17 protein-coding genes are annotated in these 17,103 nt (G+C 57.9%); 7 read left to right on the top strand and 10 right to left on the bottom strand.

Features of this window, described 5'->3' with window-relative positions:
- Positions 1-87: 87 nt before the first annotated feature.
- On the top strand, positions 88-543 hold the full coding sequence (locus ACR0DL_RS03055) for an Lrp/AsnC family transcriptional regulator (RefSeq protein WP_170548365.1): 456 nt from the start codon (positions 88-90) through the stop codon (positions 541-543).
- A 19-nt stretch (positions 544-562) separates the two neighbouring features.
- Positions 563-2,443 (top strand): monovalent cation:proton antiporter-2 (CPA2) family protein, encoded by a 1,881-nt coding sequence (locus ACR0DL_RS03050; protein ID WP_170348386.1) that lies wholly within the window; start codon positions 563-565, stop codon positions 2,441-2,443.
- A 28-nt stretch (positions 2,444-2,471) separates the two neighbouring features.
- On the opposite strand, the gene cobT is transcribed toward ACR0DL_RS03050, so the two are convergent.
- Positions 2,472-3,485, bottom strand: a complete 1,014-nt coding sequence (cobT, locus tag ACR0DL_RS03045) for a nicotinate-nucleotide--dimethylbenzimidazole phosphoribosyltransferase (RefSeq protein ID WP_480687520.1) — start codon at positions 3,483-3,485, stop codon at positions 2,472-2,474.
- Positions 3,486-3,564: 79 nt separating this feature from the next.
- Between cobT and cobS the strand changes: the two genes are divergently transcribed.
- Positions 3,565-4,329 carry an adenosylcobinamide-GDP ribazoletransferase gene (gene cobS, locus ACR0DL_RS03040; RefSeq protein WP_480687517.1) on the top strand — a complete coding sequence of 255 codons (765 nt, stop codon included), beginning with the start codon at positions 3,565-3,567 and terminating at the stop codon, positions 4,327-4,329.
- Here the strand turns inward: cobS and ACR0DL_RS03035 are convergent.
- The 6 genes from ACR0DL_RS03035 to ACR0DL_RS03010 all read right to left on the bottom strand — a co-directional run bounded on the left by ACR0DL_RS03035 (position 4,326) and on the right by ACR0DL_RS03010 (position 10,225).
- Positions 4,326-5,096, bottom strand: a complete 771-nt coding sequence (locus tag ACR0DL_RS03035) for a potassium channel family protein (protein WP_226688576.1) — start codon at positions 5,094-5,096, stop codon at positions 4,326-4,328. The two genes, cobS and ACR0DL_RS03035, sit on opposite strands and share 4 nt — an antisense overlap.
- Positions 5,097-5,211: 115 nt before the next feature.
- On the bottom strand, positions 5,212-5,727 hold the full coding sequence (locus ACR0DL_RS03030) for a CarD family transcriptional regulator (RefSeq protein ID WP_170348382.1): 516 nt from the start codon (positions 5,725-5,727) through the stop codon (positions 5,212-5,214).
- A 282-nt stretch (positions 5,728-6,009) separates the two neighbouring features.
- Positions 6,010-6,348, bottom strand: coding sequence for a ferredoxin FdxA (gene fdxA, locus ACR0DL_RS03025; RefSeq protein WP_170348381.1), 339 nt, complete (start codon positions 6,346-6,348; stop codon positions 6,010-6,012).
- A gap of 66 nt (positions 6,349-6,414) precedes the next feature.
- Entirely contained in the window at positions 6,415-6,780 is a 366-nt protein-coding gene (locus ACR0DL_RS03020) for an RNA-binding S4 domain-containing protein (RefSeq protein WP_170374875.1), read from the bottom strand.
- A 6-nt stretch (positions 6,781-6,786) separates the two neighbouring features.
- Entirely contained in the window at positions 6,787-9,594 is a 2,808-nt protein-coding gene (locus ACR0DL_RS03015) for a helicase-related protein (protein WP_480687515.1), read from the bottom strand.
- A gap of 22 nt (positions 9,595-9,616) precedes the next feature.
- Positions 9,617-10,225, bottom strand: a complete 609-nt coding sequence (locus ACR0DL_RS03010) for a tetratricopeptide repeat protein (protein ID WP_170548351.1) — start codon at positions 10,223-10,225, stop codon at positions 9,617-9,619.
- A 30-nt stretch (positions 10,226-10,255) separates the two neighbouring features.
- Between ACR0DL_RS03010 and ACR0DL_RS03005 the strand changes: the two genes are divergently transcribed.
- The 3 genes from ACR0DL_RS03005 (at position 10,256) to ACR0DL_RS02995 (ending at position 13,426) form a co-directional block, all read left to right on the top strand.
- Complete coding sequence (locus tag ACR0DL_RS03005; RefSeq protein ID WP_058280950.1) at positions 10,256-10,546, top strand: SCP2 sterol-binding domain-containing protein; 291 nt, start codon at positions 10,256-10,258, stop codon at positions 10,544-10,546.
- Positions 10,546-11,523, top strand: coding sequence for an alpha/beta fold hydrolase (locus tag ACR0DL_RS03000; RefSeq protein WP_480687513.1), 978 nt, complete (start codon positions 10,546-10,548; stop codon positions 11,521-11,523). The genes ACR0DL_RS03005 and ACR0DL_RS03000 overlap by 1 nt, the downstream gene beginning before the upstream one ends.
- Positions 11,524-11,605: 82 nt before the next feature.
- On the top strand, positions 11,606-13,426 hold the full coding sequence (locus ACR0DL_RS02995; protein WP_480687511.1) for a M3 family oligoendopeptidase: 1,821 nt from the start codon (positions 11,606-11,608) through the stop codon (positions 13,424-13,426).
- On the opposite strand, the gene ACR0DL_RS02990 is transcribed toward ACR0DL_RS02995, so the two are convergent.
- From ACR0DL_RS02990 to ACR0DL_RS02980, 3 genes are read right to left on the bottom strand one after another with little or no spacing between them, the layout of a single operon-like run.
- Positions 13,427-14,302, bottom strand: a complete 876-nt coding sequence (locus tag ACR0DL_RS02990; RefSeq protein ID WP_170577449.1) for a DMT family transporter — start codon at positions 14,300-14,302, stop codon at positions 13,427-13,429. It abuts the gene before it with no gap.
- A gap of 13 nt (positions 14,303-14,315) precedes the next feature.
- Positions 14,316-14,585: a DksA/TraR family C4-type zinc finger protein gene (locus tag ACR0DL_RS02985; RefSeq protein ID WP_480687508.1), complete on the bottom strand. Its 270-nt coding sequence runs from the start codon at positions 14,583-14,585 to the stop codon at positions 14,316-14,318.
- A gap of 57 nt (positions 14,586-14,642) precedes the next feature.
- A complete protein-coding gene (locus ACR0DL_RS02980) occupies positions 14,643-15,617 on the bottom strand; it encodes a Gfo/Idh/MocA family protein (protein WP_480687506.1) in 975 nt (324 codons plus the stop codon).
- Positions 15,618-15,770: 153 nt separating this feature from the next.
- Between ACR0DL_RS02980 and ACR0DL_RS02975 the strand changes: the two genes are divergently transcribed.
- The gene (locus ACR0DL_RS02975; RefSeq protein WP_480687504.1) at positions 15,771-16,949 is read left to right on the top strand and encodes a dipeptidase; all 1,179 of its coding nucleotides are present in this window, start codon (positions 15,771-15,773) and stop codon (positions 16,947-16,949) included.
- Positions 16,950-17,103 lie beyond the last annotated feature (154 nt).

Raw genomic sequence — 17,103 nt, 5'->3', positions numbered from 1 at the left:
GCTGTTTCTGCGCATAGTTTTCGTGTAAACTAGGCAAGAGTGCGCAAATTCCGCATGTTTGCGCAAAATTTTGGAGATTCTCCGCATATGTTGGATTCCACCGATATGCGCTTGTTATCCGCTTTGCAGGTGGATGCCCATCTGACTGCACATCAACTGGGTGAGATGCTGAACCTGTCGCCCAGTCAGGCCGGGCGGCGGCGGCAACGGCTAGAGGCCGAAGGATACATCACCGGATACGCGGCGCGACTGGACCCGCTGAAACTTGGGCTGCATGTTCAGGGATTCATTCAAGTACATCTGGGCACCCACGGCCCCGAACAATCGCAGAGCTTTGCTCGCATGGTGGACACGCGGCCTGAGATCACCAGCGCCTGGACGATGACAGGTGAGGCAGATTACCTGCTGCATGTCTTTTGCGACGATCTTGCCGCGCTCAACCGCTTGCTTCACCAGGTGATCCTGCCGCATCCTGCCGTGGCGCGGGTTCAAAGCCAAATCGTGATGGACCAGCTCAAACGCGACGCCCCGTTGCCCACCTGACCCGACTGAAAGGACCGACATGGACGACTTCCTCTATCAGGCTTCGATCTATCTGGCAGCTGCCGTGATCGCAGTGCCGTTATCGGCGCGTCTGGGATTGGGGTCGGTGTTGGGATATCTGGCCGCCGGGATCGTCATCGGACCCATATTCGGGCTGGTTGGTGCGGAAACAGAAAGCCTGCAGCATGTGGCCGAGTTCGGCGTAGTTATGATGCTGTTCCTGATCGGACTGGAACTTGAGCCGCGCGCGCTTTGGGACATGCGCGACAGGCTTTTGGGGCTGGGTGGCCTGCAGGTCGGTCTGTCAACTGCCGCCATTGCTGCTGTTGCTATTTATGCGAACCACCCATGGTCAGTGGCTTTGGCCGTTGGTCTGACCCTGTCGCTATCCTCAACGGCGATTGTGCTACAGACCCTGTCCGAAAAAGGGTTGATGCAGACGAACGGAGGCCGCGCCACGTTTTCCGTGCTGCTGACGCAGGATATCGCAGTGATCCCCATTCTGGCCTTGCTGCCGCTGTTGGCGCTGCCAGCCATGCCCCATATCGAAAGCGACGGATCGATTGACCGCGGCGCGAAGGACTTGCACGACACGGCGCATCACAGCTTATCTCTGGTCGAGGGCCTGCCCGGTTGGGCCGTCACGCTGGTCACCCTTGGTGCCATCGCGTTTGTGATCCTTGCCGGCGTCTACCTGACGCGCCCCCTGTTCCGTTTCATCCACGCCACCCGCCTGCGCGAGATGTATACTGCGCTGGCCCTGATGATCGTCGTTGGGATATCCTTCCTGATGACCCTTGTTGGTCTGTCCCCCGCCCTGGGCGCTTTCCTGGCAGGCGTTGTTCTGGCCAGCTCGGAATTTCGGCACGAAATGGAAAGCGACCTTGAGCCCTTTAAGGGTTTGTTCCTAGGCCTGTTCTTCATCACCGTTGGTGCCGGAATTGACGTCGCCTATTTCTTCAACGACCCGCTTGAACTGATCGGACTGGCGCTGCTGGTCATTCTGACAAAGGGGGCCATCCTGTATTTGGTCGGGCGCGCCTTCAAGCTGCGCGGGCGCGATCACTGGCTATTCACGCTGGGTCTGGCGCAGGCGGGTGAGTTCGGATTTGTCCTGCTGGCCTTTTCCACGCAGCAGAACGTAATCCCACCTGATTTGTCGCAGAAACTGCTGATGATTATCGCACTGACCATGCTGATCACTCCGCTGTTGTTCATCATCTACGACCTTCTGTCCCGTCGGATCAGGGAGAATACCCCGCAGGTCGAACCTGACGAGATCGACGAAAAAGGCCCGGTGATCATCGCGGGCATTGGACGTTTTGGTCAGATCGTGAACCGGTTGGTGCGGGCCAGTGGGTTCAAGACCATCGTTCTGGATCATGATATCGAGACCATTCAACTTATGCGCCGCTTTGGCGTCAAAGGCTTCTTGGGCGATCCGACACGGCCCGAGTTGTTGCGTGCAGCGGGGCTTGATAAAGCCGCCGTTCTGGTTGCTGCAATGGACGACCGCAAGACTGTGACCCGTCTGGTCAGCTTTGCACGTCGCCAACGCCCGGATCTGCACATCATCGCGCGCGCGCATGACCGCACCCATGTGTATGAACTGTACCAGGCGGGCGCGAATGATATCGTGCGCGAGATGTTTGACAGCTCACTGCGCGCCGGTCGCTATGTGCTCGAGAATATCGGCCTCAGCGAATATGAGGCCGCACAAGCCGAGCAGACCTTTTATCACCACGACCGAGCCTCGATCCGGGATCTGGCCGAGCTTTGGATTCCCGGCATGCCGACGGCGGAAAACAAGAAATACATCGAGCGCGCCCAGCAATTCGAGAAAGACCTGGAAACCGAACTGCTGGAACTGGCTGAGAAACACGCTCAGAAATCGGCCTGATCCTTTTTGGCGGATCAAGCCGTCCGGTTCAGCCGCCGGACACGCCGGCTTCAGCAAAGGTTGCCATACCTGAATGACAGGCAACCGCGCTTTTGAGGATATTGATCGCCAGCGCACCGCCTGACCCTTCGCCCAGGCGCAGCCCAAGGTTCAACAGTGGCTGTTTGCCCAGCTTCTCTAATACCGCACCGTGTGCGCCCTCGGCACTTTGATGGCCAGCTACGGCGTGATCCAAAGCCTCGGCAGACACATCGGCCAGACAGGCCGCCGCAGCCGAGCAGATGAAGCCATCCAAAATGACCGGAATACACAGAACACGGGCTGCTGCGATCGCTCCAGCCATGGCCGCAATCTCACGCCCGCCCAGACGGCGTAGGATCTCCAGCCCGTCACCCGATGCACCGTGCAAGGCAACGCCCTCGGCCACCACGCGGGTTTTGTTCGCCAACCCGGCGTCATCCACACCGGTGCCACGCCCTGTCCAATCCGAGGCTTCTCCCCCGAACAGAGCGCACGCGATTGCAGCAGCCGGGGTTGTGTTGCCGATCCCCATCTCTCCGACGACTAGCAGGTCGGACTTGGGGTCAACAGCTGTCCAACCGGTGCGCAAGGCGTACAACAGGTCTTCCTCGGACATCGCCGGGCCTGCGGTGAAATCCGCCGTTGGCCGGTCCAATTCCAACGCATGCACATCCATGGTGGCCCCTGCGGCCTTGGCCAATTGGTTGATTGCCGCACCGCCATGTTCAAAGTTCATGACCATCTGCACGGTCACATCTGGTGGAAAAGCCGACACACCCTGCGCCGTCACCCCGTGATTTCCTGCAAACACGATAACCTGCGGTGCCAAGATTTGCGGGCGGGCATCGCCACGCCAACCGGCATACCAGATCGCCAATTCCTCAAGCCGCCCCAGCGCGCCGGGCGGTTTGGTCAGCTGTCCGTTCCGGTCAGCCGCGCCCTGCAATGCGGCATCATTCGAACCCGGCGCCTGACTCAGGGCATCGCGGAGTGTTTTCAGGTCATTAAGTTCAGGCAGCATCCAAAGCCTCGTTGCATCAGAGTGGTCCTGTGTGTTTAACCGAAGCGTCCGATCCAACAAGACCCCGAAAGGCGCGGGAGTGCATAAAAACGACACCAAGCTGTTTTCCGTGTGGGATATACCACTGGCGCTGGTCTTGCTGACCCGCCTACCGCTGCCGCGGCTGCCGGAAAACACCTTTGCACGGCAGGCCAGCGCCGCCTGGGCGTTTCCCGTGGTCGGTTTGATTGTAGGGCTGCTGGCTTGCGCGGTTGGTTGGGCCACGATGGCTTTGAATTTACCCGCTATGGTCAGCGCTGTTTTCCTGGTTGCGGTTCTGATCATAACCACCGGTGCGATGCACGAAGATGGTTTGGCCGATACCGTAGACGGACTTTGGGGAGGGTTCACCCCGGAGCGCCGATTAGAAATCATGAAGGACAGCCATATTGGCGCCTATGGTGTTCTGGCTCTGATCTTCACGCAGTTGATACGCGTTGCTTTGATTGCAACCCTGTTAACGGCAAGCGACTATGCCGCGATCCTTGCGGCCTGCATCTTGTCCCGCGCGATTATGCCGGTTCTGATGAATGCCCTGCCAAATGCGCGCAATAGTGGTCTGAGCCACTCGGTCGGAGGGCCGCGAGGTGTGACGGTTGCGGCAGGTTTTGGATTGGCTTTGCTAGGCGCGGTACTTTTGATGGGCGCAGCGGCCATTCCGCCAACTCTCGTCGCTGCGCTGGTTGTTGCGGTGATCGCCGGGGTCGCAAAGGCCAAAATCGGTGGTCAGACCGGTGATATCCTAGGGGCTTCGCAGCAATTGGCAGAACTGACATTCATGACCGCGGTCGTTGCCGCGCTTTAGGCCGTACCACCGGTTTCGATACGCAGCGTTTCGCCGCAGTGCTTGCAATGTACCGCGTCAGGATCATGCCGATAAAGGCCACAGCTGGGGCACTTGTGGCGCACTTTCTGCGGCATGAAAACAGCTTGCGCCAGACGTACGAACAGCGCCACACCCACAACCATTATGAAGACTGAGAACAACTTGCCCGCCGGTGTCGCCAAGGTGATGTCGCCAAACCCCGTCGTCGTCAGCGTGGCCATGGTGAAATAGAGCGCATCAATGTATGCATGCGGGCTGCTATCAGGAATGAAGAACACCAGAACCGCCGTTGAGGTCGCGAATACGAATACAAGCAGATTGATCGCCGCGATGACGGCATCCTCATGCGTTCGGAAAAACTGACTGTCGCGCCGCAAATCCCGCAGCAAGTGATAGGAATGGATCAGGCGCAGGGCGCGCAATATTCGCACGAAAGCCAAGTTTCCGGGCAAGAACGGCTCAAGCAGCAGCGAGGCGATCACGACGATATCGGCCAGTGTGTAAACCTTGCACAGAAGTTTCCAGCGGTCTTTCGAAATCCATAACCGGGCCAAAAAATCCAGCAAGATGAGAAACCCGACGCACAGACTGGCAAGCGTGATCCCCGGCCCATGCGGCACATTCGCCGTGGACACGAAGAACACGATCGACGCGGCGTCAAACAGGATCAAGCCATAGCGAAACCAAACCGAAATCGGGTCATGCGCGATGTACAGAAACTTAACGGTTTGCTTTATCCTGGTCATGTATCCGCCTCTGACTACAGGAAAATTAGCGGCAAAAGCGGATTTCACCAAGACAAGACACAAAAAAAGGCCGCCCCCTTTTCAGGAGCGGCCCCAATTTCAGAATTGCCAGATATCAGGCGGCAGCAGCGCGCGAGGTCAGCACCTCATCAACTTGCTTGGCGGCCGAAACCTCACCGGCGCCGGACACAGCGGCCACTTCGCGGGTCAGACGCTCTAGCGCGGCTTCGTACAGTTGACGCTCGGAATAGCTCTGCTCGCGCTGATCGTCTGTGCGGTGCAAGTCGCGCACCACTTCGGCAATCGAAATCAGATCGCCCGAGTTGATTTTTTGTTCATATTCTTGCGCCCGGCGCGACCACATGGCGCGTTTCACCTTGGCCTTGCCCTTGAGCGTCTTCATCGCCTGGCTGATCACATCAGGTGAACTGAGGGACCGCAGGCCGGATTCGGTGACTTTGTTGGTCGGCACCCGCAGGGTCATCTTGTCTTTTTCAAAGGAGATGACGAACAGCTCAAGCGAATATCCCGCGACTTCCTGCTCTTCGATCGAGATAATCTGACCCACGCCATGCGCAGGGTAGACAACATAGTCATTCGGGCGGAACTCAAGCTTTTTCGACTTAGACATACAGGTTCATCCTTGGTTATAGAGTAAGATGCGGACAACAAAACAGCCTAGCCGGTGCCATTTCGGCCCCGTCAGGTGGCTTGTTTGTCAAAAAATCAGAACTCCAAAGCACACATACTTACGGAGTACATCCCCATCTCATTCATCATTCAGCTTTCGATTATATCACAAAATTACGACATCTGAAAGGGCACGCCCAGAAATGGCCGTGAAACCTTATAAGTTTCAAAGCGTTGCAACTTGTTCCTACACCTGAACCGACAAGTTCAGAGAGCGAATCGCTTAGCCGCCTTCGCCGGGCGCTTCCGAGAAATACTTCTCCATCTTACCCTCTTCGCCGTCGCGCTCTTCGGCCTCGGGCAGCGGGTCTTTCTTGGTCACGATCACCGGCCATTGTTCCGAATATTTCCGGTTGAATTCCACCCACTGGTCCATCCCCGGCTCAGTGTCAGGGCGAATGGCGTCAGCGGGGCACTCGGGCTCACACACGCCGCAGTCAATGCATTCATCGGGATGAATGACCAAAGTGTTCTCACCTTCGTAGAAACAATCCACCGGGCATACTTCGACGCAGTCGGTGTATTTGCAGCCAATGCAGTTTTCGGTGACAACATAGGTCATAGTGGGAATCCCGTTTGCGGTTTGGGCGTTTAGCTAATCCAGTATTATACTGTCTTCAAGGGCGGATCAGCCCCTAGTGGTACGAGAAAGATCAAGCGCGCGCCGATCTTTCTTGGTTGGACGACCTTTTCCTTCGAATCCGGGGTTTCCGGGCGGCGCGTCCTTCTTTTCGGTCATATCGAAGTACAGTGTTTGCGCTTCGGGTGCAGGGCCACGGCGTTCGCCCAGCTTTTCCACGCGAACGACGCGTACAACTCGCCCTTGCGGGAAGGTCAGAACATCACCGGGTTCTACAGCTTGCGCTGGTTTCAGAACCCGGTTTCCGTTCAACCGAACATGGCCGCCGCTGACCTGTTTGGTGGCCAGGCTGCGGGTCTTGAAGAACCGCGCCTGCCAAAGCCATTTGTCGATCCGCAGCTTGGCCTCAGCCATCGGCGTTTAGTTACCGTCTTTCAAACCCATGAGCGCAGCTGCAAACGGGTTATCGGGGTCGATCGCCTTTTCTTTCTTGGGCGGTCGGGAGGAGAAGGTCTTGGCCCCTTGCGGCTTGCCACCCTTCTTGCCCTGCGGTTTGCCGCGACCATCCTGCGGTTTACCGCGCGGCTTGCCTTTGCCCTGCCCCTGCCTCTGTTCACGACGCGGGCCACGGTTGGCCTGACGCTGACGACCCCAAGTGAACGTATAGAACACCTCGACCTCGGGTTCATCCGTTGCCGGAGCCTCGGCTGCCGCCTCGGTGCTGTCGGTGGCCTCGGCTGGCGCCTCGGCGGGGGTGACGACCTCTTCGGTTGCCGCTTCTGGTGCCAGGGTTTCTTCAACAGCGGGTTGCTCGGTCGCTTCTACCGCCGGTTGTTCGACCGGGGTTGGTTTGACCTTTTCACGCTCGCCGCGTTCAGCCTTATAGCCAAGCCCTTGCATCAGGTCTGCGAACTGTTCCAGCGTCATACCGGTGATCGACAGCATGTCGGGCTTGGCTTCAAACCCGCCACGGCTGTCTTCGGCGCGCAACATGTCGGCCAGACGTTCCAGCATGTCGATCCGGATCGAGCGCTCGCCCGCATCGCGGTAGCCACACATGGTGTCGTACCCTTCGGGTGCATTCTTCGCGACCGGTACGGTGACAAGACCCGGAGGCGGTGCTTCGGGGAATTCCTGCAGCCCATTGGCCAGAGCCCACAAAACCAGACGCAGACGCGTCGGCGCAGGTTTCAGCAGCAGCGGCATGAAGATGGTGAACTGACCGAACCGGATGCCGTGCTTGCGTAGCGCGCCGCGGGCGTCCTGATCCAGATCCTTGACCTCTTGCGCGACGCCTGCACGCGGCAGCACGCCCAGTGCCTCTACCATGCGGAAGGCGAAGCCTTTGGCCACTCCGGACAGTTCCTCGTCGCGCGACAGGTTCAGCAACGGCTCGAACAACGCGGCCACTTTACGGTCGATGAAATGCTGCAGACGGCGCTGCACTTTCTGCTCAACCTCTGGGCCTGCGGCCTCATCCACAAACACCTCGACCATCGGCTTGAGCGGTTCAGCCCCGGCAACCAGTTTGCCAACGGCATATTCGCCCCACATCAGGCCGCCCTGATCGGTAAAATCAATTTCGGTATCGGGCGCATTGTAGAAGCGATCGGCGCGCAGATGGAATTGCGGCGCGAGTGCTTGCAAAGAGGCCGATTTCAAAGCTTTCGCCTCGGTTCCTTGCGCGCTTTTGTCCGGGATAAACCGGAACCCTTCCAGACGACCGACGAATTCGCCTTCGACGGTCACTTCACCCTTGTCATTTACTTCGGCCAAAAGGGCCTCCTTCTGTTTGAGCCGGCGCAGCAACACTGACGTGCGCCGGTCCACAAATCTTTGAGTCAAACGATCATGCAATGCGTCTGACAGACTGTCTTCTACAGTGCGTGTTTCGTCACGCCAATGTGATTCGTCATGCACCCAACCGTTTCGCTGCGCAACATATGTCCAGGTGCGAATATATGCCAACCTTTTAGACAAAGCATCGATATCTCCGTCGGTTCTGTCGATCCGGCGGATTTGCCGCGCCATGAAATCATCTGGGATCGAACCGCGTTCATGCAAGTGGCCATAGATCACTTCGAGCAGGCTGGCGTGTTCCGCGTGGCTGATGCCGCGAAAATCGGGGATTCGGCACACATCCCACAACAAACGGATCGATTGACCATCACTGGCGCGGGCGGCAACCTCGGTCACTTGCGAGAGCGATTTCAGCACATTCAGATCGTCTGCAGGCCGCGCCTTGACCAGGTGTTCGTCATTCGGGCTGACCTCAAGCGAGTCGATCAGTGCGTCAATCGAGCCAAATCGCAAAGCAGCATTCCGCCAGTTCAGCTTTTTCATCGGCGTAAAGCGGCTGTCCATGATCGCCTGCGCCACGCCGTCTTCCAGCGGTGGGGCCTCACCGGTCACGCCAAAAGTGCCGTCCGACATGCCGCGCCCGGCCCGACCTGCGATCTGCGCCAGTTCGTTCGGGGCTAGAGGGCGCATTCTGCGTCCGTCAAATTTGCTCAGGGACGAGAACGCCACATGGTTCACATCCAGGTTCAGCCCCATCCCGATGGCGTCGGTGGCGACCAGATAGTCGACCTCGCCATTCTGATACAGATCGACTTGCGCGTTCCGTGTGCGCGGGCTGAGGGCGCCCATGACCACGGCCGCACCTCCCTTTTGGCGACGCAAAAGCTCGGCAATCGCATAGACACTTTCAACCGAGAACCCGACAATTGCGCTGCGCGATGGCATGCGGCTGATTTTTTTGGATCCTGCATAGACCAGTTGCGACATCCGCTCGCGCCGGACAAACTGTGCCTCAGGGACCAAAGCCGCGATGGAACCGCGCATGGTGTCCGAGCCGAGAAACAGCGTCTCGTTCGTGCCGCGTGCGCGCAGCAGGCGGTCAGTGAAGACATGACCGCGTTCGGGATCGGCACATAGCTGGATTTCATCGATGGCCACGAAATCTGCGCCCATGCCTTCCGGCATCGCCTCGACCGTGCAGACCCAATATTGGGCGCGGGGCGGCACGATCCGTTCTTCGCCCGTGACCAGTGCCACGACAGACGGGCCGCGAATGGCGACGATCTTGTCATAAACCTCTCGCGCCAGCAGACGCAGCGGCAGACCGATTACTCCGGTCCGATAGCCCAGCATCCGCTCGATCGCGTAATGGGTTTTACCTGTGTTGGTCGGGCCAAGTACGGCCACAATTCGGGATGACCCGCTCACCTTTGCCCCCTGCCCCGGTTCTTTAGAGGGCCGAACCCTCGACCTGAGGCTTCAGTCGATTCACCGCATTGGTTACTTCTTCGTGATGAGGATGTATAGCCAGCGCGCGCTCATACGCATCCAGTGCCTTGTCGGGCTGTTCGATGATCTCAAAAATCAGGCCAAGCCCGAAAATGGCCTCGTAATTGTTTGGGTTCAGCGTCAGCGCATGTTCCAGATCAGCCGCGGCCATGCCAAAGCGATCCATCCCAAAAAACGCCGAAGCACGCAGGTGCCACCCTTCGGCAAAGCCGGGCGCATGGTCGGTCAGGGCCGTAAGGTGTTCAACCGCGGTCAACACATCCCCGTCATCCAGCGCCTCGCGCCCGCGTTCCAGCAACAAATCCGCCGAGGCTGATCCCGATTGCGACCACAGAGCTTTGAGTTGACGGTCGATAGCAATCGCCTGTTCCGGCGTGGAAAGCGCCAATTGCTGTAGCAAGGCGTCCTCGTCCCGCGAATCCGCCTGTTGTGCCACCGAACTGGTGGAAAACATGACCGTGACAAAAAGTGCCGTGACGGTACGTTTGAGATTGTTGATTGCAATGCCCATAACAATGTTCAGTGTAGCGTTGCGACCGGGGATGTCCATTCACGGCGCAGAAACAATATGAGGAACACCATGAGCGACATTCTTGAAAAAGCCGCAGCCGCGCTGAACGAAAAGCTGTCCGGCGGCGATTTCGACGCATCGGCCAAATTTGCCATCGCCGATCTGGGCGCTATCGTACTGGACGCGGACGGCGCACGTGTCAGCGATGACGACGCAGATGTCACCCTAAGCGCAGATGCGGATACGTTCGAACAAATCCTCAGCGGCGACCTGAACCCCACCGGTGCGTTCATGTCGGGCAAGCTGAGCGTGGATGGAGACATGGGTATTGCCATGAAACTCGCCTCGGTGCTGGCCTGATGAAGTTCTCGCCGGCCCCTTTCTTTGAAGACGTGGCCGGCGGACCTGCCGGTGGTGCGGCCCATTGGGTGACGACTGCGGACGATACGCGTATCCGTGTGGGTCACTGGTACCCCGAAGGTGCAACAAACGGCACGGTGATGATGTTCCCCGGCCGGACGGAATACATCGAAAAATACGGCAACACGGCGGTTGAATTTATCGACCGTGGGTTTGCCTTTCTGGCCGTCGACTGGCGCGGTCAGGGGTTGGCAGACCGTTTGCTGGACGATCCCCGGGTCGGCCATGTCGATCAGTTCACCGACTATCAACAAGACGTGCATGCCGCCTTGGAACTTGCCGTCCAACTTGATTTGCCCAAACCCTGGTACGTGATCGGCCATTCGATGGGCGGCGCAATTGGTCTGCGCGCGGTGCTGGAGCGAGACCTTTTTGCAGCCTGCGCCTTTACCGGCCCGATGTGGGGGATCTTTTTCACTCCGATCATGAAACCGCTCAGCCGGTTGACGGCCTATTGGGGGCCACGAATTGGGCTGGGTGAGAAAACGCCTCCGACCACGTCGCTGGAAAGTTACGTCGTCTCACAACCCTTCGAAGGCAACATGCTGACGCGCGATGCGGCGATGTATCAAATGATGAAAGACCAGCTTGAGGCGCACCCGGAACTGGCCCTTGGCGCGCCTTCGACCATTTGGCTGCGCGAAGCGCTGGACGAATGCGCCTGGCTGATGGAACAAACCGCGCCCTCCACACCTGCCCTGACCTTCCTTGGCAGTCACGAGCAAATCGTTGACCGCAAAGCGATCCGGGCGCGGATGGCCAACTGGCCCAGCGGCACACTGGTTGAAATTCCCGATGGCGAACATGAGGTACTGATGGAGGCGCCTGACGTGCGCGGGCCCGTCTTTGATCAACTGACGGGGCATTTTTTGGCCGCCCACTCGGACACACCGACCTCGGCTGCTCTTTCCAGCTAAACAAAACCTCACGCAAAGGCGGCTTGTGATCCGGGCCGCCCGCGCCTAGATGTTTGCCAAAGCAGATATTCCGAGGTGATCCATGCGCGACCTTCCCTTTCCCGTCCGTGACGCAAACGCAGCCGGAGGCGCCGGCGATCTTGGCAACCTGCCGGAATGGAATCTGACTGACCTCTACAGCTCGGAAGAAGCGCCGGAGCTGGACCGCGATCTGGATTGGCTTGAAGGTGAGTGCGCGTCCTTCGCCGCCGACTACGAAGGCAAGCTGGCCGATTTGGATGCCGAAAGCCTGCTGAACTGCGTGCAGCGCAACGAAAAGATCAACGCCATCGCGGGCCGCATCATGTCCTTTGCCGGTCTGCGCTATTACCAACTGACCACAGATGCTGAGCGCGCCAAATTCCTTTCGGATATGCAGGAGAAAATCACCATTTACACCACGCCGCTGGTGTTCTTCACGCTTGAGATCAACCGCATCGACGATGACGCGCTGAAAACAAGTTTTGATGCAAACGCCGATCTGGCCCGTTACGAGCCCGTGTTCCGCCGCATTCGCGCGATGAAGCCCTATCAGCTGTCTGATGAGCTAGAAAAATTCCTGCACGATCTGGGCGTTGTAGGTGACGCTTGGGAACGTCTGTTCGACGAAACCATCGCCGGGCTGACATTCACTGTTGATGGTGAAGAACTGAACATCGAAGGCACCCTGAACCTGCTGACTGAACAGGACCGCTCCAAGCGTGAGGCGGCGGCGCGGGAACTGGCGGCTGTGTTTCAGGACAACGTCAAAACCTTCGCCCGCGTTCACAACACGCAGGCCAAGGAAAAGGAAATCGTCGACCGTTGGCGCAAAATGCCCACGGCACAAACCGGTCGCCACCTTTCAAACGATGTGGAACCCGAGGTGGTCGAGGCCCTGCGCGAGGCCGTCGTGGCTGCATACCCCAAGCTCAGCCACCGTTACTATGAACTAAAGCGCAAATGGCTGGGTCTGGATGTGATGCAGGTCTGGGACCGCAACGCGCCCCTTCCGATGGAAGACACCCGCATCGTCGGCTGGGACGAAGCCGAAAAGACGGTGATGGACGCCTATAACGCGTTTGATCCACGTATGGGTGAGATTGCAGCGCCATTCTTCAGCAAGGGCTGGATCGATGCCGCCGTGAAACCCGGTAAGGCACCGGGTGCGTTTGCGCACCCAACCGTCACGGAAGTCCACCCCTATGTCATGCTCAACTATCTGGGCAAGCCGCGCGACGTGATGACCCTTGCGCATGAACTGGGCCATGGCGTGCATCAGGTTCTGGCCGCAGATCAGGGTGAGATGCTGTCATCCACCCCGCTGACCCTGGCCGAAACCGCCAGCGTATTCGGCGAGATGCTGACTTTCCGCAAAATGCTGGATCAGGCCGAAACGCCCGAGCAGCGCAAGGTGCTGTTGGCCGGTAAGGTAGAGGATATGATCAACACGGTTGTCCGTCAGATCGCCTTTTATGATTTTGAATGCAAACTGCACGCGGCACGGCGTGAAGGCGAACTGACCCCGGATGACATCAACGCCCTGTGGATGAGTGTTCAGGCCGAAAGCCTTGGCCCCGCATTCGAATTCATGGACGGGTACGAAACCTTCTGGGCCTATATCCCGCATTTCGTACACTCACCCTTCTATGTCTACGCCTATGCGTTTGGGGATGGGTTGGTGAACGCGCTCTATTCCGTTTACGAAAGCGGGTCGGAAGAGTTCGAAGACAAGTATTTCGAAATGCTGCGCGCTGGTGGGTCCAAACACCACAAAGAACTGCTTGCCCCGTTCGGACTGGACGCCAGCGATCCGAAATTCTGGGACAAGGGCTTGTCGATGATTTCGGGCTTCATCGACGAATTGGAAGCGATGGAAAACTGATCACTTCTGATTTTTGGTCGTCAGGAACACGGCGGCTACGATCAACACCGCCCCAAGGGCTGCAATCGGCGTGATTGCGGCCCCGAGAAACAGCGCCGAGTTGATGAAAGTGAACACGACCGAGGCGGCGAACATCAAGGTCGCTGTCAGCGTCGACACCCGCGCGGCGGCCTCGTACCACAAGTAATAGGCCAGCGCGGTCGGAAGCACCCCCAGCAGGAGCAGGAAGACCACGTCATTGGCCGTCGGAACTTGCAACGAAAACACGGCCAGCGGCAGCAACAAAACGCCAGAGCATAGGAATATCCCGAAGAGGAAATTCAGACGCTCTGCGGTTGATTCCGAATTGCGCATCGCGCGGCTGCTTGAGATCAGAAATACCGCCCAGCTGAGGCCCGCACCGATTTCAAGCAGATCGCCGAACAAGGGGTCTCCGCCCCCTTGGAAATCCTGATAAACTGTTAGAAAAACGCCCAGAATTGCCAACGCTGTGGCCAGAACATCGGTGCGTGTGACGGGGGTGTCGGCAAAGAAGTACAAAAACACCAGCACGAAGAATGGCGCCGTATTTTCAAGCACCATCGCATTGGCCGCACCGGTATATTCCAAGCCGATATGGAACAGGATGTAGTTGACGACCGTCGACAGAACCGCCAGCCGAAAGTTCCAGTCGCTCAGACGGATCGACACGGCAACCCGCATCACGCGCAGCATGCAATAGATGGCCATTGCGGCAATGAACAGGCGCGTCACCGCAATTTGCAGCCCGCCCAGATCGCTGGTCAGATAGCGCACGATGACGCTGTGTGTGCCCCAAAGGAAGGCGGCCAGAAACCCAAGCACCAGACCATTTTGAAAAAGCTTGGTGTCGGGCATCCCTCGGATCCGCTTACTTCAACTGACTGTCTTTAGAGCCACGCCGATTGATCCCAGAACGCGCTTTGAAAGCCCCATCCCGTTCCTGCTGGCAATCCAGACACAATTTGACGCCCGGCAAGGCCAAACGCCGTTTCTCGGGGATCGGTTCCTCGCATTCGGCGCAATTGGTCAGGCTTTCGCCCACTGGCTGCTTTTGCGCTTGCATCCGGGCAAGCTCATCCGAAATGGATGCTTCGATCTGTTCACTCACTGCGCCGTCACGCGCCCAACCGCCTGCCATGGCGTCCTCCTGATCAGGTGCACGCCAGATTAGCCGAGCCGGACGCGACGTGGCAAGTCAGAGGGAAACCGCCCCTTCCAGCACGCGATCAATCATCTCCTGCGTCCCGCGTGAGAATTCAAGCGGACATGGGTATTTGACACCTTCGCGCACGGATCGGCAAAACGCCTCGACCTGCAGCTTGTAATGGTCATCCCCGGGAAAGCGCGTGACCTGAACCTCAAGCCCCGGACGGTGCAATTCCACGCGCGCCTCACCAAAGACGCGTGCGTTGAACGGAGCAGTCAGGCGAATAACCCCACCTTCGCCGTGAAACACCATCTCTTGATGCGGATGCATGCGGATCGAGACATAGGCGGAATAGGTAAAATCCGGAAATTGTGCGCGAATTTCCGTGAAGGTGTCGATCCCGTCCTGCCAACGAATGGCCGACTCCACCCGTACCGGCTCCTGCCCCGTCGCAAATCGCGCGCCGCCGATCACATAAACACCGATGTCGCGCAGCCCGCCACCGCCGGTCTCGGCACGATTGCGGATGTTTCCGGTATCCGCGCGATTGTCGAAACTGAAGGCACCGGTCACATGCACCAATTTGCCGATGGCCCCATCGGAAATCAACTTTCGCACCAATTGCCACTGCGGATGATGGACGATCATGTAAGCCTCGGCCGCCAGCAGCCCGGTCTTATCCCGTTTTTTGATCAGAGTGTCGAACTCGGCCCCGGTCATGGCCATCGGCTTTTCACACAGTACATGCTTACCCGCTTCTAGTGCCTTCAGACTCCATTTCACATGCAGGTGGTTGGGCAAGGGAATATAAACGGCCTCAATCTGAGGGTCCGCAAGCAACGCGTCATAACTGTCATAAACCACCAAGTCAGAACAAAAGGCCCGAAACGGTTCAGCCTTGGCAGCGTCTGACGTGGCCAGCCCGGCCAGACGCGCGCCGTGGGCCGCATGAATTGCTGGTGCCATGAATTGCCGCGCGAACTTGGCAGCACCCAGAACGCCCCATTGAACTGGTTTATGCATAATTTCCTCCGACAAGCGTAATCAGGAGCGAATCCATTCGTTATCGCTAACAGCCTCATTTCCTGACCTTCTAGCAACCATCCGACGTTAAGTCAGGCTTTTATCTGCATGGAACCTTCGTAGTCTGCCCCCAATGGTTGAAAGGGAGTGAGAATGAAACGGGTCCTCAAGTGGATTGGCGGTCTGCTGTTGCTTGCAGTTGTGGTCGGTGCCGTCGTGTTTTTCGGATTTCTTCCGTCTTATATTGAAGCCGAGCGGAACAACGTGATCGCCCATGCCCCTTATGAGGTGTCCGACGATGCCGCCGCATTGCACGAAACCCTGATCGTCGGCGACTTACACGCGGACCCCCTGTTGTGGAGCCGTGATCTGACCGAACGCGGTACACGTGGGCAGGTAGATATCCCACGACTGATCGAGGGGAACGTCGCGCTACAGGTCTTTACTGCCGTCACCAAATCCCCTGCCGGTCAGAACTATGACGCGAACTCGGCTGAGTCTTTTGATAACATTACCCTTTTGGCCATCGGACAGTTGTGGCCATTGCGCACGTGGGACAGCCTAAAGGAACGCGCCGTCTATCAGGCGGAAAAGCTACATCAGTTCGAAGCGGCCTCGGACGGGCAGCTGAAAGTCGTCAAGACAAGGGCTGACCTGGACGCCGTGCTGGCTGCCCGTGCGGCAGGCCAACCCGTTGTCGGAGGCATCCTGGGCATTGAAGGCGCGCATGCGCTAGAGGGCGATCTGAACAATCTGGACGCTCTGTTCGACGCCGGCCACCGAGTGTTTGGAATGCACCACTTTTTTGACAACGAACTGGGCGGATCATTGCATGGGGTGGGCAACGCTGGCCTGACAGAGTTCGGCCGTCAGCTTGTGGCAGACCTGACGCAACGGCCCGTAGTGATCGATTTGGCCCATTCCAGCCCTCAGGTCGCGCGTGACGTGATCGATATAACTGATGTTCCCCTGATCGTCAGCCACAGCGGCTTGCACGGATTCTGCCCGGTCAAACGCAATTATCCCGACGATCTGATGCAACAGATTGCCGCCACCGGCGGTGTAATCGGCATGGGCTATTGGGCGGACGTTACCTGCGGGGACATCACCCCGACCGGCATCGCCAAGATGATAAAGGCAGCCATCCAGACCGTTGGTGAAGACCATGTCTCGTTGGGGTCAGACTATGATGGCTCAGTAGAAACCGCATTTGACACATCGGAATTGGCGGCCCTGACCTCGGCATTGTTGGATCAGGGATTGACCGAAGCTCAGGTTCGGAAAGTGATGGGTGAGAATATGGTGAGAGTTTTCCAGCAACAATTGAACTAGTTGCACCTTGTGATTCAAATTGTTGAAATTTAAATGAGATTCGGTGCCGCCAAACCAATTCTTATCCGGGCTCTCAATTGATAAATCCGAATTTCGTGATCCGTTTTCCAACTCTCCCCGTAACAACTTTATCGCCGGGGAGAGAAACCTGACC

This window comes from Ruegeria sp. BB5 (assembly GCF_056539405.1).
This window is presented reverse-complemented; position numbering and strand designations above follow the sequence as displayed.

Coding starts and splice junctions, on each gene's coding strand:
- ACR0DL_RS03000 (WP_480687513.1), top strand. CDS start 10,546: ATGAAGTTCTCGCCGGCCCCTTTCTTTGAAGACGTGGCCGGCGGACCT.
- ACR0DL_RS02995 (WP_480687511.1), top strand. CDS start 11,606: ATGCGCGACCTTCCCTTTCCCGTCCGTGACGCAAACGCAGCCGGAGGC.
- ACR0DL_RS03030 (WP_170348382.1), bottom strand. CDS start 5,727: ATGTCTAAGTCGAAAAAGCTTGAGTTCCGCCCGAATGACTATGTTGTC.
- ACR0DL_RS03010 (WP_170548351.1), bottom strand. CDS start 10,225: ATGGACATCCCCGGTCGCAACGCTACACTGAACATTGTTATGGGCATT.
- ACR0DL_RS03005 (WP_058280950.1), top strand. CDS start 10,256: ATGAGCGACATTCTTGAAAAAGCCGCAGCCGCGCTGAACGAAAAGCTG.
- ACR0DL_RS02980 (WP_480687506.1), bottom strand. CDS start 15,617: ATGCATAAACCAGTTCAATGGGGCGTTCTGGGTGCTGCCAAGTTCGCG.
- ACR0DL_RS02990 (WP_170577449.1), bottom strand. CDS start 14,302: ATGCCCGACACCAAGCTTTTTCAAAATGGTCTGGTGCTTGGGTTTCTG.
- ACR0DL_RS03035 (WP_226688576.1), bottom strand. CDS start 5,096: ATGACCAGGATAAAGCAAACCGTTAAGTTTCTGTACATCGCGCATGAC.
- fdxA (WP_170348381.1), bottom strand. CDS start 6,348: ATGACCTATGTTGTCACCGAAAACTGCATTGGCTGCAAATACACCGAC.
- ACR0DL_RS02985 (WP_480687508.1), bottom strand. CDS start 14,585: ATGGCAGGCGGTTGGGCGCGTGACGGCGCAGTGAGTGAACAGATCGAA.
- cobT (WP_480687520.1), bottom strand. CDS start 3,485: ATGCTGCCTGAACTTAATGACCTGAAAACACTCCGCGATGCCCTGAGT.
- ACR0DL_RS03055 (WP_170548365.1), top strand. CDS start 88: ATGTTGGATTCCACCGATATGCGCTTGTTATCCGCTTTGCAGGTGGAT.
- ACR0DL_RS03020 (WP_170374875.1), bottom strand. CDS start 6,780: ATGGCTGAGGCCAAGCTGCGGATCGACAAATGGCTTTGGCAGGCGCGG.
- ACR0DL_RS03050 (WP_170348386.1), top strand. CDS start 563: ATGGACGACTTCCTCTATCAGGCTTCGATCTATCTGGCAGCTGCCGTG.
- ACR0DL_RS02975 (WP_480687504.1), top strand. CDS start 15,771: ATGAAACGGGTCCTCAAGTGGATTGGCGGTCTGCTGTTGCTTGCAGTT.